Here is a 16,666-nt window from a genome sequence, read left to right as displayed (position 1 = left end):
CGCGCCTCATGGACGCTTTCGAAGCCATCAAGGCCACCTTCTTCCAGGAATGCGACGAACTGCTCGCGGACCTGGAGCAGAAGCTGATGCTGCTGGAGCAGGGCCAGACCGATCTGGAAACGATCAACGCCGTGTTCCGGGCCGTGCATTCGGTCAAGGGCGGGGCCGGGGCGTTCGGCCTGGACGACCTGGTGCGGTTCGCCCACGTCTTCGAGACGCTGATGGACGAACTGCGCGCCGGGCGCAAACCGTGCGACCCGGTCACGATCAAGACGCTGCTGCGCGCCTCCGACGTGCTGGCCGACCATGTGCAGGCCGCGCAGGGACTGGCCGCGCCGGTGGACCAGGCCCGTTCCGCCGCCTTGGTGGCCGAACTGGAGATGCTGACGCACGGCGGCGCGGCGCCGATCCCGGCGATGGAGGACGAAGACGACGACTTCGGCTTCACCCCGATGGCGTTCGACATGCCCCTGGACGCGCCGCCGACGATCGAGGCGGCGACCGGCTGGCGCATCGTCTTCAAGCCGCACGGGCGGATGTACGCCAGCGCCAATGAAACCGGGCTGCTGCTGCGCGAACTGGGACGCCTGGGGCCGACCGTGGTGTCGCTGGACGAGGGCGACCTGCCGGCGCTGGACGCCCTGGCCGTCGAGGAAGGCCGGCTGACCTGGACGGTCGAGCTGAGGGCTGCGGTGGACGAGGCGGCGGTGCGCGACGTGTTCGACTTCGTCGAGGCCGACTGCGAACTGAGCATCACACCCATGGGCGAGGGCGAGACCGGCCCGGAGCTGGCTTTCCTGGACGAGGCGCCGGTCGTCCCGCCCGCCAGCGACGACCTGGACATCGCCGCCCTGCTGGCCAAGGCCCAGGCCCCGGCCCCCGTCGACGCGGCGCCGCCACCTGCGCCCGCTCCGGAGGCGGCCGCCGTTCCCGCAACGCCTGCGCCGGCCGCCGCCGCCGCCGCGCCTTCAGCCGCCGTCGCGCCGGTGACCATCCGGGTCGATCTGGACCGGGTGGACCGCCTGATCAACGCCGTCGGCGAACTGGTCATCCAGCAGGCCATGCTGTCCCAGCGCGTACTGGAAAGCGGCCTGGCGCGCTCGTCCGGCGTGGCGCTGGGTCTCGAAGATCTGGAACTGTTGACGCGCGAGATCCAGGACAGCGTCATGGCCATCCGCGCCCAGCCGGTGAAGTCGGTGTTCCAGCGGATGCCGCGCCTGGTGCGCGAGGTCGCCGACATGGTCTCAAAACAGGTCCGTCTGGTCACGACGGGCGAGGACACCGAGGTCGACAAGACCGTGGTCGAACGCCTGGCCGAACCGATCACCCACATGCTGCGCAACGCCATCGACCACGGGCTGGAGACGCCCGAGGAGCGCGTGGCCGCCGGCAAGCCGGCCGAGGGCACGGTGCGCCTTGCGGCCCTGCATCGCTCGGGCCGGATCGTCATCGAGATCGCCGACGACGGCCGGGGCATCAACCGCGAGCGCGTGCGCAAGATCGCCGTGGACAAGGGCCTGATCGCCGCCGACGCCCTGCTGAGCGACGAGCAGGTCGACAACCTGATCTTCCTGCCCGGCTTTTCGACTGCCGCGGTCGTGTCCGACATCTCCGGCCGCGGGGTCGGCATGGATGTCGTCAAGCGCTCGATCCAGGCGCTGGGCGGCCGCATCTCGATCAGTTCGGTCCCGGGCCGGGGCTCGACCTTCACGCTCAGCCTGCCGCTGACGCTGGCGGTGCTGGACGGCATGGTGACGACCGCCGCCGACCAGACGCTGATCGCGCCGCTGCCGGCCATCGTCGAGAGCCTGACGCCCCAGCCGACGGACATCCACTACGTCGGCGGCCTGGACCCCGTGATCCGGTTCCGCGAGGCCTTCGTGCCGCTGGTCGACGTGGCGGTGGCGATGGGCTTCAACGAGACGCCGATGGACCCGACCCAGGGGATCGCCGTCATCGTCGAGACCGAGTCCGGCCAGCGCGCCGCCCTGCTGCTGGACGCCATTCAGGGTCAGCGCCAGGTCGTCATCAAGAGCCTGGAATCCAACTACCAGCAGGTGGAGGGCGTCGCCGCCGCCACCATCCTGGGCGACGGCCGGGTCGCCCTGATCCTGGATGTCGACGCCCTGGTCGCCATCCGCCGCACCGGCGCCCGTTCCGAACTGAAGCTCGCGAGCTGATCATGACCGAAGCCAACGACACCCAACGCGAACTGATCGCCTTCCGCATCGGCGCCCAGGAGTTCTGCGTCGACATCATGTCGGTGCGGGAGATCCGGGGCTGGACCCCGGCGACGCCCCTGCCGCGTTCGCCCGGCTACATGAAGGGCGTGATCAACCTGCGCGGCACGGTGCTGCCGATCATCGACCTGGGCGCGCGGTTCGGCCTGCCCACGACCGAACCGACCGCGCGTCACGTCATCATGGTGGCCCACATCGGCGGTCGCACCGTCGTCTGCTGGTCGACGCCGTCTCCGACATCCTGCAGATGAACGACGCCGCCGTTCAACCCACGCCCGACGTGGCCAGCGAGCACGTCAAGTCCTTCGTCAAGGGCATCTTCTCGATCGACGGCCGCATGATCAGCCTGATCGAACTGGACCACGTCCTGCCGGAACGAGAGGCCGAGGCCGCATGACGCCCGCCGCCGGGCGGGGATCCCTGGTCGAGGGCGAGTTCGTCTTCACCGCCGAGGATTTCCGCCAGATCGCCCAGATGCTGCACGCCCACGCGGGCATCGCCCTGAACGAGGGCAAGGCCGCGCTGGTCTATTCCCGCCTGGCCAAGCGGCTGCGGACGCTGGGGCTGCGCAGCTTCCGCGAATACTGCGCCCTGGTGGAGGGCGTCGAGGGGCTGGACGAGCGCCAGGCGATGACGGCCGCCCTGACCACCAACGTCACCCGCTTCTATCGCGAGCCGCACCACTTCGACGACCTGCGCGAACGCGTCATGCCGGCGCTGGCCGAGCGTGCGCGGGCGGGGGCGGGTGCGCCTGTGGTCGGCGGCCTGCTCCAACGGCCAGGAGCCCTATTCGATGGCGCTGACGGTCCTGTCGGTCCTGCCCGAGGCGGCGGACCTGGACGTACGCATCCTGGCGACCGACATCGACCCCAACATGGTCGCCCAGGGCCACGCCGGGGTCTATTCCGAAGAGGCGCTGGAGCCCGCGCCGGCCACCCTGTGGCGCAGGTATTTCGACCGGGCGGACCGCGGCCAGTGGGTCGCGGGCGCGCAGCTGAAGCGGCTGACGGCGTTTCGCGAGCTGAACCTGATCGGCGACTGGCCGATGCGCGGCCGTTTCGACGTCATCTTCTGCCGCAACGTGGTGATCTATTTCGACGACGCGACCCAGGAGCGGGTGTGGAGCCGCTTCACCCCGATCATGACGCCGGGCGCCACCCTCTACATCGGCCATTCCGAGCGGGTCAGCGGCCCCGCCGCGGCGCAACTGCACACCGCGGGTCTGACGACCTATCGCCTGGGAGGTCGCCCATGACGGTCAAGGTCCTGGTCGTCGACGACAGCCTGACGATGCGCAACCTGATCGCAGCGGCCCTGCGTTCGGACCCGGAGATCGAGGTGGTGGGCTCCGCCGCCGATCCGATCGAGGCGCGGGCCGCGATCAAGGCGCTGAACCCCGACGTCCTGACGCTGGATGTCGAGATGCCCAACATGAACGGGCTGGAGTTCCTGGAAAAGATCATGCGGCTGCGGCCCATGCCGGTGGTCATGGTCTCCACCCTGACGGCGGCGGGCACCGACGTGACCCTGGCGGCGCTGGAGATCGGCGCGGTCGACGCCGTGGCCAAGCCGGCCTCGGCCACGCCCGAGGCCTTCCGCGATCTGATCGGCAAGGTGAAGACCGCAGCCCGTTCGCGCGTGCGGGCGAGGGGAGACGCCCCCGCCGCCGAGGCCGCCCCCAGCGCCTATCGCGCCGACCCGCGCCACGTGCTGGCCATCGGGTCGTCGACGGGCGGGGTCGAGGCGCTGCTGACCATTCTGGGCGGCTTTCCCGCCGACTGCCCGGCCACGGTCGTCACCCAGCACATGCCGGCGACCTTCACCGCCAGCTTCGCCGCACGCCTGGACCGCGTCTGCGCGCCCGTCGTCGCCGAGGCGCGGGAGGGCGCGCCGTTGCAGCCCGGCCATGTCTATGTCGCCCCCGGCGGGGTCGCCCACCTGGAGGTCGCGCCCGGCCTGACGCCGTCCTGCCGCCTGACCGCCGGCGAGCCCGTCAACGGCCACCGCCCCTCGGTCGACGTGATGTTCCAGTCGGTCGCCCGCCTGGGCCGGCCCATGACCGGGGTGATCCTGACCGGCATGGGCAAGGACGGCGCGCGCGGCCTGCTGGCCATGCGCGAGGCCGGGGCCCGCACCCTGGGACAGGACGAGGCCACCAGCGTGGTCTATGGCATGCCCAAGGCCGCCTTCGAACTGGGCGGCGTCGAGCGGCAACTTCCGCTGCACCGCCTGTCCTCCGCCATTCTTGAGCTGTGCGCCGATCCGGCCGCACGGTCCGTCGCCTGATTTCGGGAGCGTAGTCCATGCCGGCCGCCGCCTCACTTCACTGCCTGGTCGTCGACGATCAGATGACCATGCGCTCCTTGGTGCGGACCAGTCTGCAGCAACTGGGCGTGCGCGAGATCCGCGAGGCGGCCGATGGCGAGATCGCCCTGCGCGAACTGATCGCCAAGCCCGCGCACCTGGTCATCTCGGACTACAACATGCCCAATCTGGACGGGCTGGGCCTGCTGCGCGCGATGCGGGCGCACCCGCCGACGTCCAAGACCGCCTTCATCATGCTGACCGGCCGCGCCGACCGCGAACTGGTGCAGCGCGCCGTGCAGTTCGGCGTTAACAACTACCTGGTCAAGCCCTTCACCGTGGCCCAGCTGAAAGGCAAGCTGGAAGCCGTGTTCGGCGCCCTGACATGAGTTTCGCCGCCCTGAGAGAGAGCGTGGAAAAGCGCGTTCACGTCGGTCAGGGCGAGCACCACGTCACGTCCGATCCCAATGTCGTGCTCAGCACCATCCTGGGCTCGTGCGTCGCCATGTGCCTGCGCGACCCGTACGCGGGGGTCGGGGGGATGAACCACTTCCTGCTGCCGGAAGGGGCTGGGGCGGGAACCGACGCGGGCCGGCGCTACGGCGCCTATGCGATGGAGCTTTTGATCAACGACGTCCTGAAGGCCGGCGGCCGACGCGACCGGCTCCAGGCCAAGCTGTTCGGCGGCGGCCGCATGTTCGACAGCCTGCGCGACGTGGGCCGCACCAACGCCGACTTCGCCGAACGCTTCCTGCGTGACGAGGGCATTCCGGTCGTGGGCGGCAGCCTGCGCGGCGACGGCGGGCGGCGCCTCCACTACTGGCCCGTCAGCGGCCGCGCCCTTCAGCGCGCCGTGACCGACACCGTGGCGCCGCGGCCGGCGCCGTCGCGCCTCCGGTCGAGACCGGGGCGCTGGAGCTGTTCTGATGAGCGCGCCGCCCGACCATCACGCGCTGCTGGGCGATCTGGCCGAGGAAATGGCGCGCGCGCGCCAGGAGGTCCAGCGTGTCGAGGCGTTGGTCGCGCGACTGGCGTGCCACGCGCCCGCGGCCGAACGCGCCCGGACGGTCGTGGAAGCGCAGGGCCTCGATGCGCTTTCCCAGACCCTGGACGCGCTGGCCACGGTGCTGGCCCGGCTGGGCCAGGGGGTCCCGCCGAAGGACGCGATCATGAACCTGCCCTTGGCCGACCTGGCCGCGCGATTGGGCGAGGGGACCGCCGAACCCCGCCCGACCCGCGCAACGGGAGAATTGCAGCTTTTCTGACATGAGCACGGACAAGATCAATCTGGCCCAGACCAGCGTGATGTTGGTCGATGACCAGCCCGCGTCGCTGGAACTGCTCGCGTCGGTGGTCCAGGGCTTCGGCGTCAAGGAGCAGGTGAAGTGCACCTCGGCCCGGGCGGCCGTGGAGGCCCTGCAGCGTCGGCAGGTCGACCTCATCCTCGTCGATTGCATCATGCCGGAGATGGACGGGTACGACTTCGTGCGCTGGCTCCGGCGCGAGGCGCCCAATGCGGTGCGATACACCCCCGCCATCCTGATCCTGGGCCACGCCGCCAAGTCGCGGGTGGAAGGCGGCCGCGACGCCGGCGCCAGCTTCATCCTGGCCAAGCCCCTGACGCCCGGCGTCCTGTTGAAGCGAATCCAGTGGCTGGGGACCGAGGAGCGCGCCTTCGTCGACTCCGACGTCTATATCGGCCCGGATCGCCGGGTGCGCTGCTATGGCCCGCCGCCCGGCCAGGACGGTCGGCGCGACGGCGACCTGACGGGCGACCTGGGGGAACCCGTCGGCGGCAACATGGATCAATCGGAGATCGACATGATGATGAAACCCGCGCGGGTCAGCCTGTGACCCCGGCCACGCCGCGGCCGACGCGCATCCGGAAGGTCGCGACGTCGCTCCAGTACAATGTCACGTCCCGGCGGGTCGACCGCCGCGGAGTTGCTGTCGCGCGCCCAGGCCAACCTTGATGGGCAAAGGGAGCACGCGCTGGGCCTTCTGGCGGGCGACGTGGATCGGCTGGCGGCGCTGTGCGCGGCGCGTTCGCCCGGCGCCGAAGCCGAGGTCTACGCCCTGTCGTCCGCGCTGGTGGACATCGCGGGCCTGCTGTCCATCGACCCGTTCTACGAGGCCGCCTACAGCCTGTGCGAGACGGCCAGTCATATGGAGGCCGCCGGAACCTGGCGCTGGCCCGCGGTCGAGGTCCACGTCCGCGCCCTGTCTCTCATTCTGCTGGCCCCCGCCGAGCGTTCGCCGGCGGCCGTGCAGCTTCTGGACGGTTTGAAGGCGGTGCGCGAACACGCTGGGCGCGCCGGTTAACGACGGTTCACATCCGGCGGAACAGGGGCGAAACGAATCAGGACCGAATCAGCGACACGCCGTGATTCGATCTTTGTTCACCGCCACATCTTGTGTGCCGAAGCCGCGCGGGCACAAGCGATTTAGCGAAAGCGCCGGGCCCGTCCGCCGCGGCCCTTTACCCGGCGCCCCCGGACGCTAGGTGCGTGCCCGTGGCCCCGTAGCTCAGCTGCATAGAGCAAGGCTTTCCTAAAGCCGAGGTCGGAGGTTGGAGTCCTCCCGGGGTCGCCATACTTTTCAATGAGTTAGCTAGACCCCTTCCGGGGCGTGATGCGCTGGGGACACGCTGGGGACATTTTCAGACGGGATCGAGTCCGCGTCTGGTCGTTGGCTAGTTTTCCAAGCTCGCGCGCGTACTGACGCCGAAACTCAGGGCCTCGCGCGGGCGCGCGTACAGTTCGCAAAACCCCGGCGGGGAGGCGGTGGCTTCGGGCAGGCGTCCTCATGGGCCAGCACCTGGGCGAGCGAGCGCATATCCAGCACCCGCGCGCACGTCGGACACTGGATCCGATGCAGGCCTAACTTCACTGAACGAGGCGGCCGGGGAAGCGCTGGCGAACCACCGGCTTGCAGCCATAGGCGGCGGAACAGAACTCCGCCCGGCCAGTCAGCACGTTTTCCCGATAGACCACCCCCAGCCCAGCGGGTTCCGTTCGGATCGTGAGGGCGAAGGCCCCGACGACAGCCACTCCGGCAAAGGCCAGGGCGGCGATTGCAGCTGACCCTCTCAGGGCAAGGTCTAGGGCTTTCATTGGCTGGGCTCCCTTGCCTGGGCTTCGCACCACCGGAACCGGCGTCCGGTCCAGGCGACGGCGTGTCCGCTCTCGATCATCGCCGCGCCTACGTCCTGCCCGTGCGACTTCACAAGGGCGAGCGTCCGGCCGTAGCGGTCCCGTCCTTGGCGCTCCAGATCGGGGGCGAGGTTCGCCAATCGGCCGCGTGTGCCTCCAGGGCTTCCGTCGCGGCGTCGGCTAAGCGGGCCTCTGCAAAGCACTTTGCCCGGCGGCCCTTCTCCGGCGTGTCTATGTTCGCGATCCTGACCACCTCGCCGTCAATCTCGAACGTGTCGCCGTCGATGATGCGGATTTGCGCGACCACCGGGGCGGCGTCGGTCAGGGCTGGTGCCGTGCATCCCGCGACCAGAAGGATGGCGCACCCGAAGGCCGCTCGCGTCACGCCTTCACCCGTGCGCCTGGGGCGTCGCCGTTCAGTATCTCGACGCCGTTCGCGGCGAATGTCTCGATTAGCTTTTGCTCCGTCCCGACGCGCGACGGTTGGTCGTTCTCAAGCCGGTTGATGGTCGAGGTCGCAACCCCGCTCGCCTTCGCCAAATCGTCCGTCGTCCAGCGCAGGATGGCGCGGGCCGCCCGACAGGCTTCCCCCTTAGTCGCATGACTTTGACCGCCCTCCGGCGGCTCCCTCAGTGATGATGATTTCGGTTTAAACGCATATGGCCATGTTGACAAGCCGCTTCTAATGCATATGGTGATGTTCGTTGAACGGAGAAACACCGATGACCCAAGCCCGCCGGAACTTCCTTCGCAGCGTCATGCAAGTTGCGTGGGGCCTGTATCGCCAAGGCGGACGGACCTTCGCCAATGCGTTGGCCGGCGCCTGGGTCTTCATGAAGCGACTGAAGGCCGCCAAGCCCGCGTTTCGGGGCCGTCGCACGGATCGCAGCGCCGTCGTTGAGACGATGCGCGGTCAAGCCTTCGTCGGGGGTCGCCGTTCGGCCGCGTACCTGACCGCCGTTTGCGGTCGCTGAAACCGAGAGCCGATCCCGCGCCGTAGGAAGCCAACGGGACCGGCCCTCTAGCCAAGAGGTAGGAAACCAAATGACTGTCCAAGAATATAGCGCACAAGCTCCAGTCAGCTACAGCCGCGAGGCCGTGGCGCATCTGATCGCCCATTTCGCAGCGGTCGCCCCCAAGAAAGCCGAGCGCGTGGCGGAGAACATGGCCCGCCAGTTTAGCGCAGCCTGTCCGGCGAACGTCGTCCCCGTCACGGCGATGCGCGAGGCTCGCGCCAGCGGTCGCGCGCTCTCCGAAGTCATGGCGGCCCGGGCTCAGCGCCTGAACGAGGTCGCCGCCATCATCCACGGCCTGAAACACGCCGTCGGGGAGGTCGCCTAATGGCCGCCCCGATCACACCCGCCAGCCTGTCCGCTATGTCGGTCGAACAGGTCGTTTATACCCTCGCCGGGCTAAGCGCCGCCTATGACGCCCTCGTTCAGGTCAACAGCGATCCCCGCTTTCGTGGCGACTGCTCGCCCGCCTTGGATGACCTGGGCGAAGGGCTCGCGGAATCCATTGACGCCACGCTGGCGCATCTGGAAAGCCGGACGCCCGGCAACGCCTATGAGGCGGAACACATCGCGTGGGCCGTCATCGGCGGGCTGGCCAATCACCACCGCGACCGGCTGGACGACTTCGTGAAGCGGGCCGCCAAGCTCGCGGGCGCGGTCTATTTGCGAGAACAAGCATGACCGGCGCCATCATTGACCTGCGCCGCGTTCGGCTTGAGGCGGCGATTGAAGCGGCTATCGCCCTGTTAGACCAGATGGACGGCGATGCTGACCGGGAAGCCGTCTGTGAGGACGAAGGCGGCCAGTGCGACGACGAAGGCCACGACTCCGACCGCGAGCCTTGGCTGTGCGGCGTGGTGGTGGATGCCTTCCCGTCTGACATGGACATGGAGAGTGACGGCGCCGCTTTCCGCCTCGATCAGCGGGAGGCCTTTGCGTGAGCCCTGCTGTGACATTAGAGGCGGCTTCGGTCGCCTCCACCTTCACCCCGGCCGCGTTGACGGTCTGGATGCAGGAACAGGCCCTAAATGCGGCTGAGCGGGAAGCGCTGGACGACCTGTGCCACAACCTCGACCTGATCGGACGGACGCCCCTCCGGTGCGAGGTCGATTGGGCGCTGGCGCGTGTGCGGGAGGCGGGCCAATGAACGCCGCCAACGACAACCGCGCGCCGTCGTTCGACGCCTTGGGCTTCATCCGCGAGTTTGAAGCCGTGGGCGGGCAGGTCATCAGCGACGGCCGATCCTTCGCCGTCGTCTATCCGGCCGAAACTGACATCATCCCTCTGGCCTTGATCGATTGGGGGGCCGTCGTCGCGACCGCCCATGATCGGGCCATCTATGGAGCCGAGCCGTCATAGTGATCGATTTCCTTGGATACGCCATCTTCGCAAGCGCCGTCTGCGCCGCATGGCCCTACGTCGTTCCGCCGATGATCGACGCGGCGCTGGACGCTTGGACCCACCGAAAACGCCAGTCCCTTTAGGGGGTCGCAAAACTCAGGGCCGCTCCAGATCGGGGCGGCCCTTTCTGCGTCCGGTCAGTCGCAGTTTCCGACCAGCCGGGCGATTGCGTGAAGGAAAGCGGCCGGGTCGTTCTCCCTCAGATGCGCCACACGGGACCGGAACTCGTTGCACGTCACCCCGAACGCCTCCCGTTCCTCCGCCTCCCGTTCCTCGCGCGCGCGGGCGATGGCGGAAGAAACGGCGGGGTCCACTTCGTCACCACAGGTCATCAAGCTGCTTCCTCGCCATGCGGACGAAGGCCCGAACCGTGGCCCGCGCCTGTATCGTTTCCTGCGTCCAGGCTCCCGTCTGATAGTTGCCGTTCGCCTCGCCCTTTGGGGCGCCGGTGCTTCGTCCGCCGTGCATCCGGCAACGACGTTTCCCCCGGATGGCGGGGGCCTGACACGGCGTCCCGGCCCTTGTCCTCGCTCCACACCGGCAAGCCGCCCGGAGGCGCATAACCAAGGGCTCCGAAACCGGGTGCATGGGCTTGTTGCTGATTTCCGATTGCCGCACGGGGCCTTCCCCCTCTCCGGCAGGGTATCCGCCGATGACGGTTTGGCTTCGGGCATCGACATAGACATAGCGCACTTCCATCTGCTGCTTTCCGCCCGTGCGGAGCTTCGTCAGGGCGTCAACCTGGGCCGTGAACGTTCGCATGGATTGGTTCATGAGCCGAACATAGTCGGCCTGTTGCTGGACGGTCTTCGCCTTGTGAACGCCGCGCATCATCAACATGGACGCCTCGTGCGCCCCGAGCATCTGAACGGCCAAGGTCGCCTCTAGGGTCGTCTCCGGCCGGATCGCAGAGACAAACTCTAGCGCCCTCATCTCCCGGGCCATGTGCGCGTCGGCGTCTTCCTGCGAGTTGATTGCTAGCTCGCCCATGATCGCGGATGCGGAGGCCATCAGGATCGACGCCACGCCCGGGCTATCGACGCCTAGCGAGGCCCCTAGCGCCTTCGCCCAGCCTGCGCGGTCATCATGGGGCGGCCCGACTTCGACGCGGTTGGGGCCTAGATATCTGGCCGTCGTCGCTGGCGGGCGGATGCGCTTGGGCCTGTCCGCCGATTGATCCAGGGCCAGCTGAATGTTCGCCGCCTCCTTCTCCGTAGGAAGGATCGGCGCGGCCTTCGCGGGGGCTTTCTGACGTTTCGACATGACCCCGACCTTAGGGCGCTCGCGGCCTATGTCTGTCCGTACAAGCAGACGCGCTTGACTTTCGTTGGTCGCAACTGAGGATATACCCCGCTCGGGGGAGTGGGTGTGATGGCGCAAGACAACGGGTGTGGGACATGGATCCTGATCGGGATCATCGCTTTCGGCCTATACCAATGCACGAAATCGAAGCCTGACAGCGCGGTGTACGCGGCAGGCGATCACGGCTTCATGAAGCCGTTTGATGTGGACGCAGCCCAGGAAGTGGCTGAGGAGGAGGCCGAGGACACTTACTCAAGCATGTCCTACCAGGATGCTGGGGCTCCCTACGGCTGCACACAGGATTGTAGCGGGCATGACGCTGGCTGGCAGTGGGCCATCGAGAACGGCGCTTCAGACGTTTCCGACTGCTACGGCAGCAGCTCGAGCTTCATCGAAGGATGCTGGGCTTACGTCGAAAGCGTTCAGTCAGCAGCCGAAGCGGCGGTGGCAGACGCAGAGGATGCTCACGGCGATTTTTAGATGCGGTCAGAGTGGCGATGCAGGCGCTGACACCCGTCTAGTTCTGTGAGGGATGGTGCGTGCGCAATCTGGAGCATAGACATGCGCGATCTTCGGTTTTATTTCGTTGGATGACGGGGAGGGACCATGAGCGAAGCTCAATCAGATATGTTCGCGATAGGGCCAGAAGAGCAGACAGCTGCATTTGCAGCGCCGGCACCATTTGCAAATCGCGTGATCGTCAATTCGGGCAGCGGCTTGTTTCGACTGGCTTTCATAGAGCGTGTATCAGACGGCGTGACCTCTTGGCCACCAGCCGTTCGAGCGGCGGTCACCATGCCTGTCGCGGACGTGATAGGTCTGCGCGACGCGTTAACGCGCGTTCTTGATGCAGTTCACGGAGTCGCCCCGAATGGTGACTAGAGGGTCTAGCGGCCCCGTGTCCTCGGGTCGCTGGCATTTCGTCCAGGCGGGCGCGTCGCTAGCTGCTGCGGCGACCGCACTTTCACCCGGCACGAGCGCACTGGGGGCTTCCACGACTTCCCCGCAGCCATTATCTGTGGGCAAGGCTGAGAGCACCCCAATGTCAGACAATGTGTCCAAGGCAGAGATTGATGCGCGGTTTGACGCCCTTGACGCTCGCACGGATGTAAAGTTCGAGCGGCTTCTTGGTGAAATTCGTGTCTCAAATGCTGAGTTGGCAGGCAAGCTTGACGTGGTAGCGGCTAAAGCCGCTGGCAGGTGGACTGTTTGGGGTGCCGCCCTGACTGTCGGGGGCGTAATGCTAGCGACGACGCTGGGGGTGCTGGCCTTCGGCGGAGATCGCTTCGACGGAGGTCTCAATGCCGCATCCATCGCCGATCAAGCGGCAGCTAAAGCCATCTCCAACCTCCAGAGATAAGAAGACGGCGGCCCCTTATGGAGCCGCCGTTGGTCGTTTTGGATTGTCGGATGGGTTAGGGGCGGCCGGCCAAACGCACGAAGCCGGGGTTCGCGACAGCCTTCGCGATCAGGTCGTTCACGGCCGGGCCGAAGGCCGCCGAGGCGTTCTTGCAAGCCGACACCGCCGAGAAGCTCGACGAGAACGGGAAAGTCGTTGAGACCTGATACCCCGACGGATCGGCACTGGAGGTCAGCGTCATTGTCAGGGTCCAAGATCCCGTGCCCATGGTGTTTAGGTCGACCGCATCGAGGCGGCCCGCGATGGTCGCACCGGAGTTCGCGCTTAGCACGCCGGCCTGGAAAAGCTCGGCCTGGAAGGCGTCACGGATGTAGGTCTCCATCGTCTTGCCGGGCGCCACGTCGACAGGCCCAAGCATCCGGCAGTTCGGCGTTGTGTTGATGGTCTGGTCGCGTGTGAACGCGCCCAGCTGAACCTTCGTATTGGAAGGTGCCAAAGCGGATTGGAAAGCCATCACGTTCTGAGTCGACGGCTGATAGGGATAACTCGTGGTCGTTTCGCAACCGGCGAGCGCCAGCGCTGCGCCAGCAAGGGCGATCAGCTTCATTTTCATGGGGTTCCCTCCAGGGATTGAATCGCCGCAACCCCCGTCGCGACGTTGGGGCGAAATAGCACAGCCGGGGCGGGTGTCCAGTGCGTCTAGAGCAAGAACGCGCCGTTATCGACGATCAGCTTCAACGCCGCATCACCCGGACCAGGTCGAGCACCGCCTTGCGTTGATCGCTGGTCAGGGCGGCGAACTCGCGCATGAAGGGCACGGCTTCGGGCGCCTCGTCCTTTTCGCCGCACAGGGCGGCGACCGAGGTGTCCAGGGCTTCGGCGCAGCGGATGAGGGTGGAGCCCGACATTCGGTTCACGCCCCTCTCGTACTTCTGGATCTGCTGGAAGCTGACGCCCAGCGCCTTGCCGAGGCCGCTTTGCGGCATCCGGCGCGCTTCGCGGATCATGCGAACACGGGCGCCGATGGCGATATCGAGGGGGTCGTCCTGGTCCATGGCTTCAACCTTAGCAGGTGTCGGATGACCCGTATCCTGCGAGAGTGACCTAGTACTTACAGTCACGCTTACGCAACCGCGCGTATTTGTATTGTTGACTCTGAGGGCTAAGGAACCTGAAGGAGGGGCCGGGTTTCATCCCAGCGCGCTCCCCGTCGCGTCGGCGGCCCGACCCTATCATCCTCCCCACGAAGCCGGGCCGCCCATTCTCCACAAGGACGGAACAGACCCAGAACAAAAACGCTTGAGCCCGACGTGGGCGTCGCGATAGGGCGGCGGTGGGTCGGTTGAGCTTTGTCTGGAGAGCTGAACCATGTCGAACGAAGAAGGGTGCCGCCCGGCGCTGCAAGGCGCGCCCGTGGGGCAGGGGCGCATAGAGGATCCGGCCGTCATGCGGGGCCTGGCGATGGGCCTGGGCCAGTTCGGCCGGATGTCGGCGCACGACGTCCATCTGTTGGCCGCCCGGATGTCGCGGCCGCGATGATCGATGGGCTACAAGAAGCCGTCGCAACGCGGCCTGTCGCACCACCTGCAGAACCATCACATCACCGTCTCGGCCATGCGCCGGGACGGCTGGGTGGTGAAGGCGCATTGCACGGCCTGTTACCTGGACTGCTGGGTCGACCTGACGACGGTCATCCGCCTGAGCGGGCCCGAGACGCGGCTGTTCGGCCGGACGACGCGCTGCCGGCGCTATGCGTGCCCTGGGCGGATGGTCTTCCTGGCCACGCCGCCAGGGGAGCTCCACGGCGCGTTCTGGGAATTGGAGGGCCCGCCGAAGGCCGCCGCGGGCGCGAGCGGCGACGATCTGCCGGATCCGTGAGCCAGAGACCCTGATGGCCAGCCGCTATGGAGACGACACGACGGTCGACGACCTGGCCAGCGGGGATAGGCTGTCGTGCCTGTGCGCCTGCGGGAACCAGACATGGCCCGCCTGGCGGAAACTGCCGATAGAGCAGCAGTTCACTCCGCTGCGTAATCTCAGGCGCAAGATGGTGTGCAAGCGATGCGGAGCGCGATCGCCGACGCTGGTGATCGAAACCATGCAGGGGTCGGGGTCGAACCTGGTCGTCGACTGGGTCTGTCCGCGCGGCGGGGACATTTACGCCTTGAGGGGGAGAAGGGGCGGCCCTTGAGCGGCAATCTGGAACGTCTGCTAAGGGTGGGGAACCGCAATCAGCACCATCGCCGAAAGCAGACATTGGCTTGGCAAACAAGCGGACAGCGATGGAGCCTTGATCCTTTCAGGGAACCCGCCTCTGCCTATCAGCGACAATCACTTCGAGGGCGATTAATCTTGGACGCGCCGCAAATGGTAGCTCTCGCGCTTACCGTAATGTCAATCTAGGCTGGGACATGACCCAAATCTCGGACCAAACGACCACCCTGTTGATGCTCTGTGACTTGCACGAGCAGCTAGGCCTCCAAGGGCTGACGAGTCCAAAGGCGATCCGCAACGACATCATCCGGCAGAATTTCGTTTGGGGAAACACCCGGGGGCGAGAGCAGGAGCTTACGGATCACTACATCGACTTCGTGATCGATGTGCTGTCGATGTGGCGGCACATCGAACTGAGCGTTGGAGACGACATCATCCTGTTCTTTTTCCCGAAAGAAGGACAAGCCGGAGGACTTTTCCATGGGTTCGACGACGAGGACGGGCGCAACTTCGCCGCTTTGGGCAACCATCTCGTCGACGACCTTGGTCTTCTCCAGCATTTCAAGGGGAGGGGTCTGCAAGGGAACGTGGAGGGGCTCAATGACAGCTATGAGCGGATGCTTCCTGTCTACCGCGAGACTATCGCTGGAGACACCAAGACGCCGATGACGATGGACCAGCTAGAGATCGTTCTGGGGCCACATGCAGTACCCAAGCCAAGGCGCTGGTTGGATGTGATGGACGATGAACCAGCCTACGATATCACCGACGTGTAACGGTGCCATTTACTCTGTCCGGTCCTCAGTCGCGACAGCTATGGGTCGAAACCGGAAAGGCGAACCAGACGCGCGAGCGGACATGAAAAAGCCCCGCCGGCGCGAGGGCGGCGGGGCGAGCGCGGCTTCGCTAGGCGCTCGGCGGACCGAGCCCCGACCTCGGCCGGCGACTCCACAATCGCGGTTCGACGATGTGCAACCTCTACCGCCAGCGCAGCGGCCCGCAAGCCATCGTGGACATGGCCAACGCCATGCGCTCGACGGTCGGCAACCTGGCACCGGGCGACATCTATCCCGACTACAGCGCGCCGATGGTGCGCACCGGGACCGATGGCGTTCGCGAACTCGCCTTGGCGCGCTGGGGATGCCGTCGTCCAAGAAGGCCCAGTTCGAGGCCGCGTCCAGCCGGGCGGACAAGCTGCGCGCAAAGGGCCAGGACGTCGACTTCCCCAAACTGCTGGAGCTGGAGCCCGACAAGGGCACGACCAACGTCCGCCACACCACGTCCAGCCACTGGCGCCCTCACCTGACCCCGGCCCAGCGCTGCCTGATCCCCTTCACGGCGTTCAGCGAGCCCGGCCGTGACGCCGCCGGCAAGTATCGACCCGTGTGGTTTCGGCTGGCCGGCGACGACCCCGAGCCCCTGGCCTTCTTCGCTGGCATCCACCTTCTGGCCTGGACGGGCGTTCGCAAGATCAAGACGGGACCGGAGACGATCGACCTGTTCGCCTTCCTGACGACCGAACCCAGCGAACCGGTGAAATCGATCCATCCAAAGGCCATGCCGGTGATCCTGACGGAGCGGGACGAGATCGAAACCTGGATGCGCGCGCCTTGGGAAGAGGCGAAGGCGCTTCAGCGGGCGTTGCCGGATAGGGCGCTCGTAGTGATCGCCTGACCGACG

23 protein-coding genes, 1 tRNA gene and 3 pseudogenes are annotated in these 16,666 nt (G+C 66.8%); 21 read left to right on the top strand and 6 right to left on the bottom strand.

What is annotated here, in order from left to right; all coding sequences use genetic code 11:
- The first annotated feature begins 8 nt into the window (after positions 1 to 8).
- The 10 genes and pseudogenes from MU852_RS04245 (at position 9) to MU852_RS04200 (ending at position 7,136) form a co-directional block, all read left to right on the top strand.
- The gene (locus tag MU852_RS04245) at positions 9 to 2,180 is read left to right on the top strand and encodes a chemotaxis protein CheA (RefSeq protein ID WP_249751162.1); all 2,172 of its coding nucleotides are present in this window, start codon (positions 9 to 11) and stop codon (positions 2,178 to 2,180) included.
- A gap of 2 nt (positions 2,181 to 2,182) precedes the next feature.
- Positions 2,183 to 2,637, top strand: a pseudogene (locus tag MU852_RS04240) (chemotaxis protein CheW).
- A pseudogene (locus MU852_RS04235) lies at positions 2,634 to 3,495 on the top strand (CheR family methyltransferase). Before MU852_RS04240 ends, MU852_RS04235 begins: the two co-directional pseudogenes overlap by 4 nt.
- On the top strand, positions 3,492 to 4,526 hold the full coding sequence (locus MU852_RS04230; protein ID WP_249751161.1) for a protein-glutamate methylesterase/protein-glutamine glutaminase: 1,035 nt from the start codon (positions 3,492 to 3,494) through the stop codon (positions 4,524 to 4,526). The pseudogene MU852_RS04235 and the gene MU852_RS04230 overlap by 4 nt, the downstream one beginning before the upstream one ends.
- 17 nt (positions 4,527 to 4,543) lie before the next feature.
- Entirely contained in the window at positions 4,544 to 4,933 is a 390-nt protein-coding gene (locus tag MU852_RS04225) for a response regulator (protein WP_249751160.1), read from the top strand.
- A pseudogene (locus MU852_RS04220) lies at positions 4,930 to 5,471 on the top strand (chemotaxis protein CheD). Before MU852_RS04225 ends, MU852_RS04220 begins: the two are co-directional and overlap by 4 nt.
- A complete protein-coding gene (locus MU852_RS04215) occupies positions 5,471 to 5,809 on the top strand; it encodes a hypothetical protein (RefSeq protein WP_249752008.1) in 339 nt (112 codons plus the stop codon). The pseudogene MU852_RS04220 and the gene MU852_RS04215 overlap by 1 nt, the downstream one beginning before the upstream one ends.
- 1 nt (position 5,810) lies before the next feature.
- Positions 5,811 to 6,398 carry a response regulator gene (locus MU852_RS04210; RefSeq protein WP_249751159.1) on the top strand — a complete coding sequence of 196 codons (588 nt, stop codon included), beginning with the start codon at positions 5,811 to 5,813 and terminating at the stop codon, positions 6,396 to 6,398.
- Positions 6,399 to 6,455: 57 nt separating this feature from the next.
- Complete coding sequence (locus MU852_RS04205; protein ID WP_249751158.1) at positions 6,456 to 6,866, top strand: hypothetical protein; 411 nt, start codon at positions 6,456 to 6,458, stop codon at positions 6,864 to 6,866.
- 193 nt (positions 6,867 to 7,059) lie between these two features.
- Positions 7,060 to 7,136 (top strand) — tRNA-Arg (locus MU852_RS04200).
- A gap of 293 nt (positions 7,137 to 7,429) precedes the next feature.
- On the opposite strand, the gene MU852_RS04195 is transcribed toward MU852_RS04200, so the two are convergent.
- The 3 genes from MU852_RS04195 to MU852_RS04190 are packed head-to-tail and all read right to left on the bottom strand — an operon-like array spanning position 7,430 to position 8,081.
- Positions 7,430 to 7,657 carry a hypothetical protein gene (locus MU852_RS04195; RefSeq protein ID WP_249751157.1) on the bottom strand — a complete coding sequence of 76 codons (228 nt, stop codon included), beginning with the start codon at positions 7,655 to 7,657 and terminating at the stop codon, positions 7,430 to 7,432.
- Complete coding sequence (locus MU852_RS18140; protein WP_430641188.1) at positions 7,654 to 7,770, bottom strand: hypothetical protein; 117 nt, start codon at positions 7,768 to 7,770, stop codon at positions 7,654 to 7,656. The genes MU852_RS04195 and MU852_RS18140 overlap by 4 nt, the downstream gene beginning before the upstream one ends.
- Positions 7,767 to 8,081: a thermonuclease family protein gene (locus MU852_RS04190; RefSeq protein ID WP_249751156.1), complete on the bottom strand. Its 315-nt coding sequence runs from the start codon at positions 8,079 to 8,081 to the stop codon at positions 7,767 to 7,769. Before MU852_RS04190 ends, MU852_RS18140 begins: the two co-directional genes overlap by 4 nt.
- A gap of 713 nt (positions 8,082 to 8,794) precedes the next feature.
- On the opposite strand from MU852_RS04190, the gene MU852_RS04185 reads away from it, so the two are divergent.
- Genes MU852_RS04185 through MU852_RS04165 form a run of 5 tightly spaced genes read left to right on the top strand, consistent with a single transcriptional unit; the run spans position 8,795 to position 10,068 of the window.
- On the top strand, positions 8,795 to 9,037 hold the full coding sequence (locus MU852_RS04185) for a hypothetical protein (protein WP_249751155.1): 243 nt from the start codon (positions 8,795 to 8,797) through the stop codon (positions 9,035 to 9,037).
- On the top strand, positions 9,037 to 9,390 hold the full coding sequence (locus MU852_RS04180) for a hypothetical protein (protein ID WP_249751154.1): 354 nt from the start codon (positions 9,037 to 9,039) through the stop codon (positions 9,388 to 9,390). The genes MU852_RS04185 and MU852_RS04180 overlap by 1 nt, the downstream gene beginning before the upstream one ends.
- On the top strand, positions 9,387 to 9,650 hold the full coding sequence (locus MU852_RS04175) for a hypothetical protein (protein ID WP_249751153.1): 264 nt from the start codon (positions 9,387 to 9,389) through the stop codon (positions 9,648 to 9,650). The genes MU852_RS04180 and MU852_RS04175 overlap by 4 nt, the downstream gene beginning before the upstream one ends.
- Positions 9,647 to 9,856 (top strand): hypothetical protein, encoded by a 210-nt coding sequence (locus MU852_RS04170; protein WP_249751152.1) that lies wholly within the window; start codon positions 9,647 to 9,649, stop codon positions 9,854 to 9,856. The genes MU852_RS04175 and MU852_RS04170 overlap by 4 nt, the downstream gene beginning before the upstream one ends.
- Entirely contained in the window at positions 9,853 to 10,068 is a 216-nt protein-coding gene (locus MU852_RS04165; RefSeq protein WP_249751151.1) for a hypothetical protein, read from the top strand. Before MU852_RS04170 ends, MU852_RS04165 begins: the two co-directional genes overlap by 4 nt.
- A 360-nt stretch (positions 10,069 to 10,428) precedes the next feature.
- Here MU852_RS04165 and MU852_RS04160 read toward each other — a convergent pair whose 3' ends face one another.
- Entirely contained in the window at positions 10,429 to 11,373 is a 945-nt protein-coding gene (locus MU852_RS04160) for an HGGxSTG domain-containing protein (RefSeq protein WP_249751150.1), read from the bottom strand.
- A gap of 108 nt (positions 11,374 to 11,481) precedes the next feature.
- On the opposite strand from MU852_RS04160, the gene MU852_RS04155 reads away from it, so the two are divergent.
- Together MU852_RS04155 and MU852_RS04150 are read left to right on the top strand one after the other, a co-directional pair.
- On the top strand, positions 11,482 to 11,892 hold the full coding sequence (locus MU852_RS04155) for a hypothetical protein (protein WP_249751149.1): 411 nt from the start codon (positions 11,482 to 11,484) through the stop codon (positions 11,890 to 11,892).
- A 562-nt stretch (positions 11,893 to 12,454) separates the two neighbouring features.
- The gene (locus tag MU852_RS04150; RefSeq protein ID WP_249751148.1) at positions 12,455 to 12,772 is read left to right on the top strand and encodes a hypothetical protein; all 318 of its coding nucleotides are present in this window, start codon (positions 12,455 to 12,457) and stop codon (positions 12,770 to 12,772) included.
- Between the two features lie 55 nt (positions 12,773 to 12,827).
- Here MU852_RS04150 and MU852_RS04145 read toward each other — a convergent pair whose 3' ends face one another.
- Both MU852_RS04145 and MU852_RS04140 read right to left on the bottom strand, forming a co-directional pair.
- Positions 12,828 to 13,385, bottom strand: coding sequence for a hypothetical protein (locus tag MU852_RS04145; RefSeq protein WP_249751147.1), 558 nt, complete (start codon positions 13,383 to 13,385; stop codon positions 12,828 to 12,830).
- Between the two features lie 121 nt (positions 13,386 to 13,506).
- A complete protein-coding gene (locus MU852_RS04140; protein ID WP_249751146.1) occupies positions 13,507 to 13,827 on the bottom strand; it encodes a helix-turn-helix domain-containing protein in 321 nt (106 codons plus the stop codon).
- A gap of 313 nt (positions 13,828 to 14,140) precedes the next feature.
- Here MU852_RS04140 and MU852_RS04135 point away from each other — a divergent pair, with 313 nt between their 5' ends.
- From MU852_RS04135 to MU852_RS04120, 4 genes are all read left to right on the top strand, one after another.
- Complete coding sequence (locus MU852_RS04135; RefSeq protein ID WP_249751145.1) at positions 14,141 to 14,311, top strand: hypothetical protein; 171 nt, start codon at positions 14,141 to 14,143, stop codon at positions 14,309 to 14,311.
- Positions 14,312 to 14,314: 3 nt separating this feature from the next.
- Positions 14,315 to 14,650, top strand: coding sequence for a hypothetical protein (locus MU852_RS04130; RefSeq protein ID WP_249751144.1), 336 nt, complete (start codon positions 14,315 to 14,317; stop codon positions 14,648 to 14,650).
- Positions 14,651 to 15,183: 533 nt separating this feature from the next.
- Positions 15,184 to 15,762: a YfbU family protein gene (locus MU852_RS04125; RefSeq protein WP_249751143.1), complete on the top strand. Its 579-nt coding sequence runs from the start codon at positions 15,184 to 15,186 to the stop codon at positions 15,760 to 15,762.
- A 364-nt stretch (positions 15,763 to 16,126) separates the two neighbouring features.
- Positions 16,127 to 16,660: an SOS response-associated peptidase family protein gene (locus tag MU852_RS04120; protein WP_249751142.1), complete on the top strand. Its 534-nt coding sequence runs from the start codon at positions 16,127 to 16,129 to the stop codon at positions 16,658 to 16,660.
- The last annotated feature ends 6 nt before the right edge of the window (positions 16,661 to 16,666 follow it).

It is taken from the genome of Brevundimonas albigilva (assembly GCF_023503965.1).
Lineage (GTDB): Bacteria > Pseudomonadota > Alphaproteobacteria > Caulobacterales > Caulobacteraceae > Brevundimonas > Brevundimonas albigilva.
Note: the sequence above shows the minus strand (reverse complement) of the source record. Positions and strands in the feature narration are given on the sequence as shown.